Annotated in this window: 16 protein-coding genes and 1 other RNA gene; 2 read left to right on the plus strand and 15 right to left on the minus strand. The window is 68.1% G+C overall.

Features of this window, described 5'->3' with window-relative positions; translation table 11 throughout:
• Positions 1-7: 7 nt before the first annotated feature.
• The 14 genes from AC1RRR_RS24475 to AC1RRR_RS24540 form a co-directional block, all read right to left on the minus strand.
• Positions 8-325, minus strand: a complete 318-nt coding sequence (locus tag AC1RRR_RS24475; RefSeq protein ID WP_492817019.1) for a hypothetical protein — start codon at positions 323-325, stop codon at positions 8-10.
• A gap of 111 nt (positions 326-436) precedes the next feature.
• Positions 437-1,507: a ribosome small subunit-dependent GTPase A gene (rsgA, locus tag AC1RRR_RS24480; RefSeq protein ID WP_492817021.1), complete on the minus strand. Its 1,071-nt coding sequence runs from the start codon at positions 1,505-1,507 to the stop codon at positions 437-439.
• Between the two features lie 76 nt (positions 1,508-1,583).
• A complete protein-coding gene (gene murD / locus AC1RRR_RS24485) occupies positions 1,584-2,996 on the minus strand; it encodes a UDP-N-acetylmuramoyl-L-alanine--D-glutamate ligase (protein ID WP_492817023.1) in 1,413 nt (470 codons plus the stop codon).
• A 13-nt stretch (positions 2,997-3,009) separates the two neighbouring features.
• Positions 3,010-4,122, minus strand: coding sequence for a phospho-N-acetylmuramoyl-pentapeptide-transferase (gene mraY / locus AC1RRR_RS24490; RefSeq protein WP_454714733.1), 1,113 nt, complete (start codon positions 4,120-4,122; stop codon positions 3,010-3,012).
• On the minus strand, positions 4,122-5,507 hold the full coding sequence (locus AC1RRR_RS24495; protein ID WP_492817026.1) for a UDP-N-acetylmuramoyl-tripeptide--D-alanyl-D-alanine ligase: 1,386 nt from the start codon (positions 5,505-5,507) through the stop codon (positions 4,122-4,124). Before AC1RRR_RS24495 ends, mraY begins: the two co-directional genes overlap by 1 nt.
• Positions 5,500-6,960, minus strand: coding sequence for a UDP-N-acetylmuramoyl-L-alanyl-D-glutamate--2,6-diaminopimelate ligase (locus AC1RRR_RS24500; RefSeq protein ID WP_492817028.1), 1,461 nt, complete (start codon positions 6,958-6,960; stop codon positions 5,500-5,502). Before AC1RRR_RS24500 ends, AC1RRR_RS24495 begins: the two co-directional genes overlap by 8 nt.
• Positions 6,957-8,726: a peptidoglycan D,D-transpeptidase FtsI family protein gene (locus tag AC1RRR_RS24505; RefSeq protein ID WP_492817030.1), complete on the minus strand. Its 1,770-nt coding sequence runs from the start codon at positions 8,724-8,726 to the stop codon at positions 6,957-6,959. Before AC1RRR_RS24505 ends, AC1RRR_RS24500 begins: the two co-directional genes overlap by 4 nt.
• Positions 8,723-9,187, minus strand: a complete 465-nt coding sequence (gene ftsL, locus AC1RRR_RS24510; protein WP_454714728.1) for a cell division protein FtsL — start codon at positions 9,185-9,187, stop codon at positions 8,723-8,725. The genes AC1RRR_RS24505 and ftsL overlap by 4 nt, the downstream gene beginning before the upstream one ends.
• Positions 9,184-10,119, minus strand: coding sequence for a 16S rRNA (cytosine(1402)-N(4))-methyltransferase RsmH (gene rsmH / locus AC1RRR_RS24515; protein ID WP_492817033.1), 936 nt, complete (start codon positions 10,117-10,119; stop codon positions 9,184-9,186). Before rsmH ends, ftsL begins: the two co-directional genes overlap by 4 nt.
• Positions 10,116-10,583: a division/cell wall cluster transcriptional repressor MraZ gene (locus tag AC1RRR_RS24520; protein WP_492817035.1), complete on the minus strand. Its 468-nt coding sequence runs from the start codon at positions 10,581-10,583 to the stop codon at positions 10,116-10,118. The genes rsmH and AC1RRR_RS24520 overlap by 4 nt, the downstream gene beginning before the upstream one ends.
• Before the next feature lie 351 nt (positions 10,584-10,934).
• Positions 10,935-11,315: RNase P RNA component class A (gene rnpB / locus AC1RRR_RS24525), an RNA gene on the minus strand.
• 49 nt (positions 11,316-11,364) lie between these two features.
• A complete protein-coding gene (locus tag AC1RRR_RS24530) occupies positions 11,365-11,964 on the minus strand; it encodes an FMN-binding negative transcriptional regulator (protein WP_492817037.1) in 600 nt (199 codons plus the stop codon).
• Entirely contained in the window at positions 11,964-12,692 is a 729-nt protein-coding gene (locus AC1RRR_RS24535) for an N-acetylmuramoyl-L-alanine amidase (RefSeq protein WP_492817039.1), read from the minus strand. Before AC1RRR_RS24535 ends, AC1RRR_RS24530 begins: the two co-directional genes overlap by 1 nt.
• A complete protein-coding gene (locus AC1RRR_RS24540) occupies positions 12,689-13,582 on the minus strand; it encodes a DMT family transporter (RefSeq protein WP_492817041.1) in 894 nt (297 codons plus the stop codon). The genes AC1RRR_RS24535 and AC1RRR_RS24540 overlap by 4 nt, the downstream gene beginning before the upstream one ends.
• Before the next feature lie 119 nt (positions 13,583-13,701).
• Between AC1RRR_RS24540 and AC1RRR_RS24545 the strand changes: the two genes are divergently transcribed.
• Positions 13,702-15,192, plus strand: a complete 1,491-nt coding sequence (locus tag AC1RRR_RS24545; RefSeq protein ID WP_492817043.1) for a flavin-containing monooxygenase — start codon at positions 13,702-13,704, stop codon at positions 15,190-15,192.
• Between the two features lie 72 nt (positions 15,193-15,264).
• Complete coding sequence (locus tag AC1RRR_RS24550; protein WP_492817045.1) at positions 15,265-16,197, plus strand: oxygenase MpaB family protein; 933 nt, start codon at positions 15,265-15,267, stop codon at positions 16,195-16,197.
• Positions 16,198-16,271: 74 nt separating this feature from the next.
• Here the strand turns inward: AC1RRR_RS24550 and AC1RRR_RS24555 are convergent, their stop codons facing one another.
• Entirely contained in the window at positions 16,272-18,170 is a 1,899-nt protein-coding gene (locus tag AC1RRR_RS24555; protein ID WP_492817047.1) for a S9 family peptidase, read from the minus strand.
• Positions 18,171-18,223 lie beyond the last annotated feature (53 nt).

An 18,223-nucleotide genomic window follows, 5' to 3' on the forward strand; every position in this document is an offset into this window, starting at 1 on the left:
CCGGCCGCTACGCCTCGGTCGCGACTTCCCGGAATTCGTCGGCGGGAACGAAGGCGGCGCCCTCCTCGTCCAGCACCCACGCTCCGACGAATGCGGGATGGGCCGGGTCGACGTCCTCGTCGATCAAGTCGCCCGCATAGAGCCCGACATTGCTGTAGTCGAAGTCGAGCGAGAGCTGATGGGCCATTTCGATCATCTCCTCGGCCATCCGGCGCGAATAGCCCTGAGCTTCGCTCTTGTCGCCGAAGTCGGCCGTCAGTGTGCTGACTTCGGCCGCATCGCTGCCCTGGGTCGCGCTGGTGGTGACAATGGTGAAGGCTGGCATGGTGATCTCTTTCAGGTCTGTCCCCTTCCCTAACCCGTTCGTTCGCGGAAGCGGCCCGTATTCTGAAAAAACTTCTTACAAGAACGGCGGGAGCCCCGGCGTCGCCGAGGATCAGTCGCCGCCGCGGCTGTCCTTTTTTGTTGTGCGATAGGCTTTTTGCTGTGCGCCGAGGCGGCGACGTTCCGCGTCCTTGGCCTGGCGCTCGGCCTTTCCTTCCACGGCGGCCAGTTCGAGCTTGAGCTTCTGGAAGTGGTCCCAGCGCTTGTGGTCCAGCGCTCCGCTGCGCAGAGCGTCCTGAACCGCGCAGCCGGGTTCGCCGCCGTGACCGCAATCGTTGAACCGGCAGGTTTCGGCCAGTTGCTCGATATCGTCGAACACCGTGTCGACGCCTTCGTCCGCTTCGATCAGGCCAACCTCCCGAATGCCGGGCGTATCGACGATCAGCCCACCGCCGGGCAGCAGGATCAGTTCGCGGTGGCTGGTGGTGTGGCGGCCTTGGTCGTCGGCCTCGCGGATCGCGCCCACGGCCATGCGCTGCTCGCCCAGGAAAGCATTGACCAAGGTGGACTTTCCCGCCCCGGAAGAGCCGATCAGCACGCAGGTCCGCCCCACGGTCAGATAGGCCGACAAGGCGTCCAGACCCAGACCCTGCCGCGCCGACACCAGGATAACCGGACAGCCGGCCGCCAATGCCTCGATCTCGGCGACCTGGGTCTGCGGGTCGGCGCAGAGATCCGACTTGGTCAGCACGACGACGGGCTGAGCGCCGCTTTGCCAGGCGGCGGCCAGATAGCGCTCGATACGGCGAGGATTGAGGTCGGCGTTCATCGAGGTGACGATAAAAGCCACGTCGATATTGGCGGCGATGACCTGCGGCGTCTGCACGCCGTCCACGGCCCGGCGCACGAAGGCGGTGCGGCGCGGCAGGATGGCGTGGATGGTGGCGGAGCCTTCCTCAAGGTTCATCGACAAGGCCACCCAGTCCCCCACGGCGGGGTGGCCGGCCTCGCGCGCCTCATGGCGCCCCCGGCCCGAGAGCTTCGCGCGAAGCTCGCCCTGGTCGGTGGCCACCAGATATCCGCTTCGCTGCTGGACGACGACGCGGCCAGGCGCGTGGCCGGCCCGCGCGTGAGGCTCGAAAGCCCGCGCCATCAGGTCGGACCATCCATATTGCTCGATCAAGTCAGGTGCATCCCATCGCAAACGCCTTGCGCGTCTAGCCGAGGATTGGACGGCGATAACACCGGCGCCGTGTGGCCTAAGCCACCGCCGCCTTACTGCCGCCCACCAGCCCGTTCACCGCCGCGCGGAACGCCTCGCCCCGCGCCTCGAAGTCGCTGAACTGGTCGAACGATGCGCACGCCGGCGACAGCAGCACAATCGCCTCCTCGCCGCTGGCCGCCGCGTCGGCATAGGCCTGTTGCACGGCCTTCTCCAGGGTCACGCTCATCTTGACCTCGGCCTTGCCGGCCAGGGTGGTGGCGAAGACGTTGGCGGCCTCGCCGATCAGATAGGCGGTGGCGATGCGGGGGAAGAGGTCCTTCAGGTCGTCGATGCCGCCGGCTTTGGCGACGCCGCCGGCGATCCAGTAGAACTTGGGATAGGACGACATCGCCTGGCGGGCGGCGTCGGCGTTGGTCGCCTTGCTGTCGTTGACGAAGCGGACCTTGCCGATCTTGCCGACCGTCTCCATCCGGTGAGCCAGGCCCGGGAAGGTCATCAGGCCGTCGACGGCGTCCGACACCGAGATGCCGATGGCGCGCGCGGCGGCGTAGGCGGCGGCGGCGTTCTGCCAGTTGTGACGGCCCGGCAGGCTGCGGGCGCGCAGCAGGTCGGCGACCTCGACCACGCGTTCGCCGGTGGCGTCGTACAGCACGCCTTGCAGGGCGTAGACGCCCCGGCCCATCGCCTTGCCGGCGCTGATCGGCCAGATGGTGCGGCGGTTGGCGGCGGTGATCTCGGTGCAGATCTGCTGGCACCAGGCGTCGTCGACGCCGATGATCGCGGTATCGCCCTTGCCTTGGTTCAGGAAGATCCGGCGCTTGGCGGCGATGTAGCCGTCCATGCCGCCGTGACGATCCAGGTGGTCGGGCGAGATGTTCAGCAGCACCACCGCGTCGGGGTGCAGGCTCGACGTCAGGTCCAGCTGATAGGAGGACAGTTCCAGCACGTAGACCGCGCCGCCATGCATGTCTTCAAGACCGAGGACCCCTTGGCCGATATTGCCGCCGACGCGGGTGTCGCGACCGGCCGAGGCGCACAGGTGGCCGATCAGGGCGGTCGTGGTCGACTTACCGTTGGTGCCGGTGATGGCGATGATCTTCGGACGCTTGTGGATCGGCGCGGCGTTGACCGTGCGGGCGAAGAGTTCGACGTCGCCCAGGATCTCGACGCCGGCGGCCTTGGCCTTGTCGACGGTCCAGTGGGGCTTGGGATGGGTCAGCGGCACGCCCGGCGACAGCATCAGGGCGGCGAACTGGCTCCAGTCGGCGGCCTGCAGGTCGACGACGGGAAAGCCCTCGGCGGCCGCGGCTTCGCGGCTCTCCGGCTTCTCGTCCCATAGGGCGACCTTCGCCCCACCCGCGATCAAGGCGCGCGCGGCCGTCAGTCCGGTGCGGCCCAGGCCGAACACCGCGACGGTCTTGTCCTCGAATCCGCGGACGGGGATCATATTCCGGGTGCTCCTAGCGCAGCTTCAGGGTGGCGAGGCCGACGAAGGACAGCATCATCGCCACGATCCAGAAGCGGATCACGACGGTGGATTCAGCCCAGCCCAGCTTCTCGAAATGGTGGTGGATCGGCGCCATCAGGAAGACCCGCTTGCCGGTCTTCTTGAAGTAGGCGACCTGGATCATGACGCTCAGCGCCTCGGCCACGAACAGGCCGCCGACGATGCCCAAAACGAGCTCGTGCTTGGCGCAGACGGCGATCGCGCCCAGCGCGCCGCCCAGGGCCAGCGAACCGGTATCGCCCATGAAGATCTTGGCCGGCGGCGCGTTGTACCAGAGGAAGCCCATGCCCCCGCCGATGATGGCGCCACACAGCACCGCCAGTTCACCTACGCCCGGCGCGAAGTGCAGGTTGAGGTAATCCGCGAACTTGTAGTTGCCGACCAGGTAGGCGATCAGGCCGAAGGTCGAGGCGGCGAACATCACCGGCACGATGGCCAGGCCGTCCAGGCCGTCGGTCAGGTTCACCGCGTTGGAGAAGCCGGCGATCGTGACCGCCGCGAACACCACGTAGAACCAGCCCAGATTGATCACCAGCGCCTTGAAGATCGGGAAGACCACGCTGGTCTCCATCCCCGGGGTCATCGGCGACTTGGGCGCGAAGACGATCAGGATGACGGCGGCGATGATGGCCACCGCGAACTGGGCGACCAGCTTCTGCACGCTGGAGAGGCCGGCCGTGGTCTGCTTGGTGACCTTGGCGTAGTCGTCCATGAAGCCCAGGATCCCGTAGCTGCCGGTGATCAGCAGCACGACCCAGACGTGGATGTTGCGCAGGTCCGCCCACAGCAGCGAGCCCACGAACAGACCGGCCAGGATCATGAAGCCGCCCATGGTGGGCGTGCCGGCCTTCTCGGTGACGTGACGGGCGATGCCGTCGGTGCGGATCGGCTGGCCCTTGCCCTGCTTGGCCTTCATCCAGCGGATGAAGCGCGAGCCCATCGCCACGGCGACGATATAGGCGGTCAGCATCGCCATGCCCGACCGGAAGGTCAGGTATTTCAACAGGTTCAGCGCCGGGACATGCTCTTGCGAGCGCGCCAGCCATTCATACAGGAAGTACAGCATCAGCCCTGTTCCCCAAGGTCGAGCGCGGCCAGGGCCCGGGCGAGAACCCCGGCCTTGGAGCCGTTCGACCCCTTCACCATCACCACGTCATCTGGACGGATCGCCCCCGCCAGCTGCGCCGTTAACTTTTCAGTAACTTCCGCGTAGCCGCCTCGCCGAGTCGGCGGAAGCTGCTCCCACAGCGATTTCATGTGGACGCCTGCGAGAAAAACCACGTCAACGTTTGCACGGTCGATCGGGCCTGCAAGCTCGGCGTGAAACGCCGCGCTGCCCTCGCCCAGTTCGAGCATGTCGGTCAGCACGACGACCCGTCGGCCGGCGACCTTGCGCGCGCCCAGGGTCTTCAAGGCGGCCTGCATCGAGACCGGATTGGCGTTGTAGCTCTCGTCCACCAGGGTGAAGGCGCCGCCGTCGATATGGACCGTCTTCTCGGCTCCGCGGCCCTCGATCGGAGCGAAGGCGGCCAAGGCCGCCAGCGCCGTCTCGCGCGGCACGGCCAGGGCTTCCAGCATCAGCAGGACGCACAGGCTGTTGGGGCCCCAGTGGACGCCGGTCTGGCGGATCGGGAAGCTGATCGCCTCCCCGCGCAGCTCGACCGAAACCGTGGCCCCCTCGCCTTCCACGGTGAAGCCCGTGAGGCGCGCGGTCGCGCCGGCCGCCTCGCCGAAGCTCCAGACCAGGGCGCCGGCCTTGGCGGCCTCGGCGCGCAGCAGCTCGAACCACTTGTTGTCGGCGTTGAGGACGGCGACGCCGCCGGGCTCCAATCCCGCGAAGATCTCGGCCTTGGCCAGCGCCACGCCCTCTTCGTTCGGGAAGTTCTCCAGGTGCACAGGGCCGACCGTGGTGATGGCCACCGCGTGCGGGCGGACGAACTGGCTGAGCGGGGTGATCTCGTCGGCGTGGTTCATGCCGATCTCGAACACGGCGCGTTCCGTGTCGCGCGGCATACGAGCCAAGGTCAGGGGCACGCCGATGTGGTTGTTGTAGCTCTTGACCGAGGCGTGGGCCTTGCCCGCCAGGCGCAGGCCGGCCTCGACCGCGCGGGTGACGCTGGTCTTGCCGACCGAGCCGGTCACCGCCCCGCGCTTGCACTGCGGCGCGCGTTCGCGAGCGGCGACACCCAGCAGTTCCAGAGCCTTGAAGGTGTCCTCGACCATCACGGCCGGGGCGTCGACCGCCTTGGCGGCCAGGACGCCCGTCGCGCCATTGGCCACGGCCTGGGCGACGAAGTCATGGCCGTCGCGCACGCCGACCAGCGGCACGAACAGGTCGCCCGGCTCGACCGAGCGGGTGTCGATCGACACGCCGGTCACGGCGAAGTCGCCGGCGACCTTGCCGCCGACCGCTTGCGCGATCTCGTCAGCGGTCCAGAGGGCTTCAGGCATGCACGCCCTCCAGCGCTTCCAGGGTTTCGGCCACGTCGTCGAACGGGTGGACGACGCCGGCGACGATCTGCCCCTGCTCGTGGCCCTTGCCGGCGATGACCAGCACGTCGCCCTCGCCCATCAGCTGGACGGCGGCGCGGATGGCGGCGCGGCGATCGCCGATCTCGCGGGCGCCCGGCGCGGCCTCCAGGATGGCGGCGCGGATCGAGGCGGGCTCTTCCGAACGCGGGTTGTCATCGGTGACGATGGCGATGTCGGCCAGGCGCGCGGCTATGGCGCCCATCAGGGGCCTCTTGCCACGATCGCGGTCGCCGCCGGCGCCGAACACGGCGATCAGCTTGCCGCGCGTGTGCGGGCGCAGGGCTTCCAGCACGGTCTCGAGACCATCGGGCGTATGGGCGTAGTCGACATAGGCCTCGCCGCCCTTGGGGCCGCGACCGACACGCTGCAGGCGGCCAGCGGCGCCTTCCAGGGTCTCCAGGGCCTTCAGCACGCGCACGGGATCCTCGCCGGCGGCGATGCACAGGCCGGCGGCGACCAGCACGTTCGAGGCCTGGAAGGCGCCCGCCAGCGGCAGCTGGATGTGGTGGACGACGTCGTCGATCTCGACCGCCATGTCCTGGCCGGCCGGGGTCGGGGTGCGCGAGATCAGGCGCAGGCCCTGGCCGTCCTCGCCCACCGAGAACACGCTCTGGCCCGAGGTGACGGCGGCGGCGGCGAAGTTGGGGAAGGCCTCGCTGTCGGCGTTCAGCACCGCCGTCGCGCCGCCCGGCGTCAGGGTGTCGAACAGGCGCAGCTTGGCGGCCCGGTACTCTTCCATCGAGCCGTGATAGTCGAGGTGGTCCTGGGTGAAGTTGGTGAAGCCGGCGGCGCGCAGCTTGACGCCATCGACGCGGCGCTGGTCGACGCCGTGCGAGGAGGCTTCCAGGGCCAGGTGGGTAACGCCCATCTCGGCCAGGCGCGCGACCATCTCGGCCACGTCGCCGGCGTCCGGCGTGGTCAGGCCCGGCGGGGTCAGTTGCTGGTCGGGCTGGCCCTTCTCGCTGACCACCACGCCCAGGGTGCCCATGCTGGCGGCCTTGTGGCCCAGCTTGGCGAAGATCTGGCGGGCGAAGCCGGCGACCGAGGTCTTGCCGTTGGTGCCGGTGACGGCCACGCACATGGCCGGCTGCTTGCCCCAGAAGGCGGCCGAGGCCAGGGCGTAGGCGCGACGGGCGTCTTCCGAACGGACCACCGGCACGCCCAGGCCTTCCAGCCCGCCCTCGGGGGCCAGCACGGCGGCGGCGCCCTTGGCCACCGCGCCCGGCGCGAAGTCGCGGCCGTCGACCTTGGTCCCCGGCAGGGCGGCGAACAGCCAGCCGGCCGTGACCTTGCGGCTGTCGGCGGTGACGCCGGCGATCACCGGGTCATTGGCGAAGGGACGGTTGAACAGTTCCGACAGATGTCTGGTCATAGCCCCGCCTCCGGTACGGCGTTCTTCGGTGGGCTGGCGATGGTCACCAGCTGCGTCTTGCGTTGCACGCCCAGGAACGGCGCGATGCGTTCGATCACCTTGCCGGCCGGCGGCGCGCCGACCCAGCCGCCGGTCGAGAAGCCGGCCGACTTGGCGTTGCCATGCGGCTCATCCATCAGGATCAGCACGAAGTAGCGGTCGGCCTCCAGCGGCCCGTCGGTCGGGAACACCGCCGCGAACGACGAGACCTGACGCTGGTGATTATAGCCCCGGATCGAGGGGTCGTACTTCTCGCCCGTGCCGGTCTTGCCGCCGACCGACAGGCCCGGCACGTCGGCCTTGCCGCCGCTGCCGCCTTCGCCCGGAATGACGTTGGCGCGCATTATCTTCAGCATCTCGGCGGAGGTGTTCTCGGAGATCACCCGCTTGCCTTCCGGACGCACGCCCGGCGGCAGCTTGCGGATGGTCAGCGGGATCGACTCGCCGCCGTTCAGCAGCGCGCCCATCGCCTGGGCCAGAGCCAGCGGGCTGACGTTCATGCCGTGGCCGAACGAGGTCGAGGCCACCGCGTCCATGTCCCACTTGCGCGGGGTCAGCGGACGGGCCGACTCCATCAGCTCGACCTTGGCCGGCTTGGTCAGGCCGAGAGCGGTGAAGTACTTGGACAGCCGCTCGCCGCCGATCTTCTCGGCCAGCATGGCCGTGCCGATGTTCGACGAGTGCTTGAACACCTCGACCAGGGTCAGGATGGCCTTGGCCGCGTGGTAGTCATGGATGGTGCGGTAGCCCAGCTTGAACGGCTCGCGCGCATCGAAGGTCGAGGACGGCGTCGCCACGCCGGTGTCCAGGCCGATCGCCACGGTGAACGCCTTGAAGGTCGAGCCCATCTCGTAGACCGAGGCGGCCGCGCGGTTCAGGCGCTGGTCGTCGGTGGCCTCGCCCGCCTTGTTGGCGTCGTAGTCGGGATAGCTGGCCAGGCCCAGGATTTCGCCGGTGTGGACGTTGGTGACCAAGCCCACCGCGCCCTTGGGCGTGAAATCGGCCGTGGCCTTGCGCAGTTCGTCCTCGAGGGCCGCCTGCACGCGCACGTCGATCGACAGCTGGGTCGGGCCGCCTTCTCCACCAGCAGCTTTACGGATCGGATCGTCCAGGGCGCGTTCGGCGCCGGCCAGGCCCTTGCCACCGCTGTCGACGAAGCCAACAAGGTGCGCGGCCGTCGGGCCCATCGGGTACATCCGCCGCTCCTGCTCCTCGAACGAGATGCCGGGCAAACCGAGATTGAAGATGGCGTCCTTTTCGTCGGGCGTCAGACCGCCCAGCACGAAGGCGCGGTGGTCGCCGAACACGGCCTTGTCCAGGCGCTTGGCCGGCACCTGCGGCAGCGCCTTACCCAGGGCTCGGCGCACTTCCTTGGCGTCCCAGACCTCGCGCGGATCGACATAGAGCGCGTAGTGGGCCAGGTCGACGGCCAGCAGCTTGCCGTTGCGGTCGACCAGGTCGCCACGCGCGCCTTCGGCGCCCTGGGCGTAGCCGTTGCCGCGCCCGGCGTTCGAGAACAGCGCCGCCCAGCCCGCGCCCAGGCCCACGCCGACGAAGCACAGGCCAAAGAAGCCCATGACCAGGAAGATGCGGATGCGGGTGTCGTCTTCGGGCTTGGCCTGGGCGCGCGAGCGCTCAAAGGCGTGCTCCAGGCGCCAGACGCGCTCGATCAGCCACCGCCAGAACGGCGACTGGAAACCACCGGGCCCGAGGTTGGAGAGGCTCATCGCGGCGCCGCCGGGATCTGGGGCGGCGGGGGCGGCGGCGGCGGAGGCGGCAGGTTGGCGTCGTCCGGCAGCGCCTCGGGGCCATCGGCGGCCAGGTCCTCGGGCCCGACCGGCGCGGCCGAGATCGGGGCGCGTGGCAGCTCGCGGCGGCGCGCCACGTCGATCAGGGCGTCCTCGGTGATCTCGTGGTCCGGCGCGATCGGCTTCAGCTGCATCATCAGCGCCAGCTGCTCGATGCGGCGCGGCTGCTCCAGGTGGGCGACCTCGGCTTCCAGCAGGCGCTTGCGGACGCCCTCGTTGCCGATCTCCTGCTCGATCCGGCCGATCTCCTGCAGCTCGCGACCGGCGAAGGTCTTGGCCAGATAGACGCTGGTGAACAGGGTCAGCAGGATGCCCACGCCCGCGACTTCCACGATGCGGAAGCCCCGGACCCGGCGATTGAAGAGGCCCGAGACGCTCATGCCAGAGCCTCCCAGACGGGAGCCTCGGTGCGGACGGCGGCGCGCAGCTTGGACGAACGCGCGCGCGGGTTCACGGCCAGCTCGGCCTCGCCCGGCGCGATGGCCTTGTTGGCGATCAGCTGGAAGCTGGCCGGCGCGCCGGTCGGCGCCTGCGGCAGGTGGCGCGAGCCGCCCGGCGTGCGCCCTGCCCGCTCGGCCAGGTAATTCTTGACGATGCGGTCTTCCAGCGAGTGGAAGGTCACCACCGCCAGACGCCCGCCCGGCTTCAGGATCCGCTCGGCGGCGTCGAGACCGGCTTCCAGCTCGCCCAGCTCGTCATTGACCGCGATGCGCAGCCCCTGGAACGAGCGGGTGGCCGGATGGACCTTGGCGCCCTTGCGGCCACCCAGAGCGCGCTCGATCACTTCCGCCAGGTCCAGGGTGCGCTCGAACAGGCGTTCCTCGCGGCGACGGATGATGAAGCTGGCGATGCGGCGCGAGGCGTGCTCCTCGCCGTACACATAGAGAATGCGGGCCAGCTCGGTGTGGTCCAGCGTGTTGACCAGGTCGGCGGCGGTCGGGCCGCTGTCGCTCATCCGCATGTCCAGCGGACCGTCGCGCATGAACGAGAAGCCGCGCTCGGCCTCATCCAGCTGCATGGACGACACGCCGATATCCAGCACCACGCCGTCGACCGACCGCGGCGCGAAATGCTCGGCCATCTGCGAGAAGCGGTCCTGGATCAGGCGGAAGCGGTCGGTCGGCAGGCCTTCGGTGAAGCGCAGCACGGTGGGATCGCGGTCGAAGCCGACCACGCTCGCGCCGGTCGCCAGGATGGCGCGCGTATAGCCGCCCGCGCCGAAGGTGCCGTCGATGATGGTCTCGCCCGGCTTGGCGCCCAGGGCCTCGACCACTTCATCCAGCAGGACCGAGATGTGCGGGGCGTCGCTCACGAGGCGCTCCCCAGCTTGGCCGTGCGTTGCTGGGCGCGCAGGGCGGCCAGGCCTTCCCGGGCCAGATCACGCTGGACCGCGCGATGGGCCTGGAAGGCTTCGCGGGACCAGATCTGAAAACGCTCACCCATACCGACGACGGTCACCCAATCCGTGAGACCGCACATTTCGCACAGGTGATCGGGCAGCGTAATGCGACCAGCTGTATCAAACGACAGCTTGGACATGCCGCCCAGGATGCTGACCTCCAGGGCCGAGCGCGTCGGATCGCCGAACGGCAGCTCCTCGATCACACCCAAGTAACGGTCGAACAAGGCTTTTCCGCCAGCTTCCAGGCAGTCGGCCTCGATGGCGGGGAAGCAGAAGATCCCGTCGAACATGCCCGAGACAGCCGCGCGGAATTCCTGCGGCACAACGATGCGCCGCTTGCTGTCGAGCTGTTTCTCGAACGTCGAGAGAAACACTGAAGCCGAACCCCGCCAGTCCCAACTCGGTCGGCGACCCAACACATCGCCCCGATGGCAATTGGGTTAACATGGGATGAATTGGGAGACAATGACACCAAGGCCCATTTCATCGAGAATTCAAAGGTGTCGCACCCCTTGTTCACGGGGCGTGATAGTTAATCCACAGAACATACACAGAACTTATTGAGCAGAGGTCTTGGGCGGTGTCATTGGAGCCCAGTTGAAATGAATCTGCTCCCCTTCTGGGGGAGCTGTCGGCGAAGCCGACTGAGGGGGCTAATGCGGCCTATGCCGAGCTGCCCCCTCCGGCCCTCCGGGCCACCTCCCCCAGCGGGGGAGGAGAGAAAATGGACCAGATGATCTGTAAGCCGGGTTCTGTTCCACCCTCGAAAGGATGGCGACGATCATTCCTCTGGGCCGGCCATTGCTGGACGGCTCTCGCGACCTACCCGGACCCTCTCAGCCAGTGACGGCCTATCCGACGCGAGGCCGGCGCGGGGTCCCTATTCGGTCTTGCTCCAGGCGGGGCTTGCCATGCCGTCCCTGTCGCCAGGTCCGCGGTGGGCTCTTACCCCACCCTTTCACCCTTCCCGCCCCGTAGGGAGGAGGTTTGCTTTCTGTGGCGCTTTCCCTGGGATCGCTCCCGGTGGGCGTTACCCACCGCCTTGTCACCGTGGAGCCCGGACTTTCCTCGGCGTCCGAAGACGACGCGACCGCCCGATCATCTGGTCCGGGACGGTGTTTGACGGCGCGGAGCCCAAAGGTCAACGCTTCAGCGTCAGAGGCCGCGCATCAGGTCCGCGATCGGATGATCGCCCAGACCCTTGGCCGCGCCCAGGCGGTCGGCGTCGCCCTTGTTCTGCGAGAGCTTGAAGGTCCCCTCCAGCCGCTCGACGAACAGCCGGCCGCCCTGGATGCCGCGCAGCAGGTTGTCGAACTTGCCGGGCTTCATCTTGTCGCGGGTCCAGGGCTTCTTCGGCAGCAGCCGCGCTTCTTCCTGAGCCGACAGGTCGTCCAGAAGGGCGATCAGCTCTTCATCGTTCAGCGGCGCGACCGAGCCTTCGGCCTCGACGGACTGGTAGTTCCAGGTCGGCACCTGGTCGGCGCTCTCGTACCAGTCGGGGCTGACATAGGCGTCGAGGCCCGCGGCCAGCGCCACCGCTCGGAAGCCTTGGGTCAGGTGCGGCGTCAGGACGTTGCCGCGCGACAGGTGGAAGTCGAGGGCGATCTCGCCGTCCAGGTCGCGGATCACCACCGGCGACTGGGCCACGAACGGCCGGCCGCCGACCGAGGCGGCGAAGGTCACGAACGGACGGGCGGCGATGAAGTCCAGCAGGACCGCGCGGTCCTCGACGCGGAAGCGATTGTCCGGATGCATTACTCGGCCGCCGCGCGCAGCAGGCCCACCAGGCGCGCCCGGGTCTCGCCGTCGGCGATGCCGTCGAAGCGGCTCTGCAGCCAGTGGCGCTGGAAGGCGCCGACCACGGTCGTGGTCCACTCATCGTACTTGCCGGTCGGGGCGCAGTCGAAGCCCAGGCGGGTCAGGCCGGCTTGCAGCGCGAACACGCCAGTCCCCTCCTCACCCTGGCCCAGCGGCGCGCCGGGCGACGGGGCCGGCTCGATCCACAGGCCGTGACCGCTTTCGGCCAGGCGCTTCCACGGGAAGAGTTCGCCCGGATCGATCTTGCGGGCCGGGGCGATGTCGGAATGGCCCAGGATGCGGCTGTCGGGGATCATCCAGCGCGAGCGCACGTCGGCCAGCAGGTTGATCACCGACGCGATCTGCGCCTCGGGGAACGGGCGATAGCCGAACTCGTGGCCGGGATTGACGATCTCGATGCCGATCGAGGCCGAGTTGATGTCCTTGACGCCTTTCCAGAAGGCGGCGCCGGCATGCCAGGCGCGGCGCTCTTCGGGCACCAGGCGGAAGATGCGGCCGTCTTCCTCGACGCAGTAGTGGGCCGAGACCTTGGCCTCAGGATCGCGCAGGCGCTCGATCGCCGCCTCGCCCGTCTCCATGCCGGTGTAGTGCAGCACCACCGTGTCGGGCACGGCCTTGCGGGCGTCGAAATTGGGCGACGGGGCCTCGATGACAGGCAAGCTCATTGGGCGCGGTTCCGGATCGACATCAGTAGCGGCATGACCTGATTCCGCCGAAGCGCGATGATCAGAACACCCAGCAAGGCGAGCGCCGCGCCGATCCCCATCCGCAGATCGAAGTGATCGTGGGTGATCAGCACGCCCAGCAGGATGGTGAAGAGCGGCGTCAGCAGGGTGAGCGGAGCGATCAGGTTGGCCTCGTAACGCTGGATCAGCCCGTAATAGGCCGTATGGGCCACGACCGAAACCACCAGCGCCGAGAACAGCACCGCGCCGATGAAGGGCCAGCCCGCCTGGATCCCGGCGGCGACCTGTCCGGGCTCCATGAAAGCGCTCATCGCCGCCAGCGGCCAGAACGACGAGAAGCCTACCCAGGCCTGGAACTGCAACGGCTTGACGCCCTCGACCTGCTTCATCAGCACCGCGCCCAGCGAGCCGGTGAAGGCGGCCGCGACGATCAGCCAAAGGCCCGCCGACAGCTCCAGGCCCTTGGGGCTCCACATCACGACCACCGCGCCCAGCAGTGTCAGGGCGATGCCCAGGCCGCGCCGCCAGCGGATCTTCTCGCCCAGGATCAGCACCGACAGCAGGGTCGTGAACGGCACGCCGACCTGGATCACCACCGAGGCCGCCGACGGCGAGGCGGTCTGGAAGCCCATGAACAGCAGGGCGAAGTTGCCGCCGCCCATCAGCAGGCCCACCAGCACCATCCGCCAGGTCGGCCGCGGCGCCGGCAGCAGCCACGGCAGGGTCAGGATCGCCACCACCGCGAAACGCACGGCGGCGTAGTACAGCGGCGGCACGCCCCAGTGGGCGACGACCAGCTTGGAAATGATGTTGCTGCTGGCCCAGACCAGGCAGACGAGGACCAGGATGCCGAAGTCGCGAAGAGACATGAAGTGACCCGATAGGCCGCAGTTGACGTTCGGTCAAAACGGTCGTTTGTTGGTGAACACTGTTCACATACAGCCACGCCGGGTCAACCGGCGGGCATCCAGACCGGGCGGGAAACGAAATGACCATGGAACATGTCGACGTCCTGATCGTGGGCGCGGGACTTTCGGGGATCGGCGCGGCCTATCACCTGAAGAAGCACTGCCCCGGCAAGACCTATGCGATCCTGGAAGGGCGCGAGGCGATCGGCGGCACCTGGGACCTGTTCCGCTATCCCGGCATCCGCTCCGACAGCGACATGTACACCCTGGGCTACAGCTTCAAGCCGTGGAAGGCCGCCAAGGCCATCGCCGACGGCCCGTCGATCCTGGGCTATGTGCGTGAGACGGCCCGCGAGCATGATGTCGACCGCCACATCCGCTTCAAGCACCTGGTCAAGCGCGCCAGCTGGTCGACCGAGACCGCGACCTGGACCGTCGAGGCCGAACACGACGGGCAGATCGTCCAGTACAGCTGCGGCTTCCTCTACATGTGCGCCGGCTATTATCGGTACTCGGCCGGCTACACGCCCGACTTCCCCGGCGTCGATCGCTTCAAGGGCCAGGTCGTCCACCCGCAGCATTGGCCGGAAAACCTGGACTATGCCGGCAAGAAGGTCGTGGTGATCGGCAGTGGCGCCACCGCCGTGACGCTGGTCCCCGAGATGGCCCGCACCGCCAGCCACGTGACCATGCTGCAGCGCTCGCCGACCTATGTGGTCTCGCGCCCGGCCGAGGACGGGGTGGCCAACTGGCTGCGGTCCAAGCTGCCGGCCATGACCGCCTATGGCCTCACGCGGTGGAAGAACGTCCTCTTCCAGATGCTGTTCTTCAACATGGCCCGCAAGAAGCCGGAGAAGGTCAAGGAACGGCTGCTGGGCATGGTGCGCGAGCACCTGGGGCCGGACTACGACATCGGCACGCACTTCACGCCGCGCTACAATCCGTGGGACCAGCGCCTGTGCCTGGTGCCCGACGCCGACCTGTTCGCCTCGATCAAGGCGGGCACGAGCTCGGTGGTCACCGACCATATCGAGACCTTCACCGAGGGCGGCATCCAGCTGAAGTCGGGCAAGACCCTGGAGGCCGACGTCATCGTCACCGCCACCGGGCTGCAGCTACAGCTGATCGGCGGCATGGAGGTCGTGGTCGACGGCAAGACGGCCCAGCTGTCGGAGTCGATGAGCTACAAGGGCATGATGTTCAGCGACGTGCCGAACCTGGCCTCGGCCTTCGGCTACACCAACGCCAGCTGGACGCTGAAGGCCGACCTGACCAGCGAATATGTCTGCCGGCTGCTCAACAGCCTGGACCGCGCCGGCGCCGACTACTGCGTGCCGCGCATCGACGGCGCGATGGAGGTCGCGCCGTGGCTGGACTTCTCGTCGGGCTATGTCACCCGCTCGATGGACCAGTTCCCCAAGCAGGGCCTGCGCAAGCCATGGAAGGTCCACCAGAACTACGCCCTGGACCTGGTCGCCCTGCGCTTCGGCAAGGTCGAAGACGGGGTGATGGAATTCGGGAAGAAGACGGGCGCGAAGGCGGCGCCCGTAGCGGAGAAGGCGGCGGCCTAGTTTCCCTATCGAATTTGATAGGTTGTGAACTCCGGCCCCGCCCCCGACCTTTCTACGGGAAGGAGATCGCGTATGGCGCAACCGTCCTCGTACCTGGGCTGGAAGATCGACTACGCCAATCCACCGGGCGAGCCTGCCTATCTGGATCCGGGCTCGATGCACTGGCGGGTCTACAAGAACCCGATCGCCCTGGCGGTCGGGGGCGTGGCGGCCGTGCTGCTGGAGTTCGCCGACGCGCGGATCCGCTCGGGCGTCTGGGACCACTCGACCTACAAGGTCGACCCGATCGGCCGCTCCAAGCGCACCGGGATCGCCGCCATGGTCGGGGTCTATGGCCCGCAGGCCGCCGCGCGGCGGGTGATCCAGGGCGTCACTAACATGCACACGCGGGTGGTGGGCGAGACGCCGAAGGGCGAGGCCTACAAGGCGCTGGACGTCGAGCTCCTGGACTGGGTCAGCGCCACGGCCGGCTACGGCTTCCTCAACGCCTATGACCGCTTTGTCGAGCCGCTGACCGAGGCGGAGAAGACCCGCTTCTACGAGGAGGCCCATCCGATCGCGCGGCTGTACGGCGTGAAGTACTCGCCCTCCTCCCAGGCCGACTTCCTGGCGATGATGGACAAGCTCGCGCCCCGCTTCGAGCCGCACCCGATCGTCGGGGAGTTCCTGGACATCATCCAGTCGGGCCAGGCCGCGCCCGCCGCGCCGAAGTTCCTGCACAAAGCCCTGGCGCGGGCGTCGGTGTCGCTGCTGCCGCCCATCGTGCGCGAGCGGCTGCGGCTGGGCGGCGAATACGACCTGACCACCGTCGACCGCCTGGCCCTGAAGGCCGCCGGCCGGCTGGCCGAGAAGATTCCGATCAAGAGCTCCCCGCCTAGCCAGGCCAGCCTGCGCCTGGGGTTGCCGTACGACTTCCTGTATCGCAGCAAGGCGGAGCAGCGGAGGTTGTTGGCGGCGCGGACCGGAGGAGCCGAAGACCTCGCCCTTCGACAAAGCTCAGGGTGAGGTCTTCTACTGAAACGCCTTTGAAGTAGTCCTCATCCTGAGCTTGTCGAAGGACGAGGACGGGCCACGAGCCTCTACTTCTTCAGGTACTTATCCAGGAAGTCCACGTACGCATCCGACGCCTTGATGCGGTTGTCGCGCTTGAGGAAGCCGTGGCCCTCGTCGGGGAACACCACGTACTCGACCGGCGTGCCGCCTGCCTTGACCTCGGCGACCAGTTCGTCGCTCTCGACCTTCAGCACGCGCGGGTCGTTGGCGCCCTGGATGACCAGCAGCGGCTTCTTGATGTTCTTGGCGTGGAACAACGGCGAGATGGCGCGGTGGCGCACGCCGTCGGTGGCCGGGTCGCCCATCTCGTCATAGAGCGACTCCTTGAACGAGGCCCACCACGGCGGGATCGAGGTCAGGGTCCGCACCCAGTTGGTGACCCCGAAGATGTCGATACCGGCGTCGAACACGTCCGGCTGGAAGGCCAGGGCCGCGGCGGTCATGTAGCCGCCGTACGAGCCGCCAACCACCGCGATGCCGTTATCGGCGATCCAGTCCTGGCCCTGCAGCCAGGCCTTGGAGGCCACCACGTCCTTCAGGTCGACGTCGCCGTGCTTCTTGTCGTCCAGGTGGAAGAAGGTCTTGCCGTAGCCCGACGAGCCTCGGTTGTTGATCGCATAGACCGCGTAGCCGTGGTTCACCAGGTGCTGGACCATCGGGTTGTAGCCCTTGCGGCTCTGGCCGCCGGGGCCGCCGTGGACCAGCACGATGGCCGGGACCGGCTTGGCGGCCGAGGCGTCCTTGGGCCGGTACAGCACGCCCGGCACCTCCAGCCCGTCATAGCTCTTGAAGCGCGCGACGCTGGCCTCGACCAGGTCGCTCTCGGCGATGGCCGGGTTCTGGGCCTTGGTCAGGCGCTTGGCCTGGCCGCTCTTGAGGTCGGCCACGAAGATGTCGACCGGCGAGGTGTCGGAGGCCACCGCGACGGCGATGGCGCTTTCGTCGCGATTGAAGCGCACCGCGCCGATGTCGCCATCCGGCAGGCCGGTCAGCTTCACCGTCTGGCCGGTCTTCTGGTCGAGCAGGGTCAGCTCAGTCGACGCATCCGCGTTCAGGGCCGAGACGCGGTAACGGCCCGACTTGGAGAAGCTGACATCCTGGACGTCCCAGTCGGCCTTGATCAGCGGGGCCTTGGCGCCGCCGGCCAGGGCGTAGGTCCAGGCCTGGTTGAACTCGCCGTGCTCGTCGGTGGCGAAGACCAGCGCCTTGCCGTCCGGCGTGAAGCCATAGACGTTGTACGAGACGTTGCCGGTGTGCGGCGTGATCAGCTTGGGCTCGCCCTTGGCCTTCAGGTCGACGAGGTACAGGTTGCCGTCGGCGCTGGTGCGCGGCTTGGACAGAGCCAGGGTCCCGCCATCCGGCGAGATGTCGCCCAGTTCGTAGCCCGAGTTTTGAAACACCAGGGTGCGGGCATAGGTCTTGGCGTCATAGGCGTAGACGTCGAAGGTCTTGGCGTCGCGCTCGTTGGTGTAGAGCCAGAAGTGGTCGCCCGAGGCGCTCCAGCCCACGAAGCCGGCCTTGACCTTGTCGCCCGGCGTCAGGTCCTTCACCGCGCCGTCCAGGCCGCGCACATAGACGTGGCTCAGCTCGTTGCCGCCGCCGTCGGCGCTGAACAGCACGCGGGCGTCCTTGGGAAACCAGCTGATGGCGAAGGTGGCGTTGGTGGTCGAGGTCGTCAGCGGCGTGGCCGCTCCACCGGCCACCGGCAGGCTGTAGACGTTGTAGACCCCGGTCTGGTCGCCGGAGATCAGCAAGCTCTTGCCGTCCGGCGAGAAGCTGAAGCCCGCGTCGGGCGCGGCCCGATAGCTGGTGGTCTCGTAGAACGCCTTGGCGGAATAGCTCTTCACCTGAGCCAGAGCCGCGGGCGCGACGCCGCCCATCAGCAGCGCCGCGCACAGCGCGACCGACATCGAACGAAGCTTCATCGCCGTCCCCCCGATTGTTTGAGACGGCGAGCTTAACCCTTGGCGGTTGGCTG

The organism is Caulobacter sp. GW821-FHT12D05, assembly GCF_058807295.1.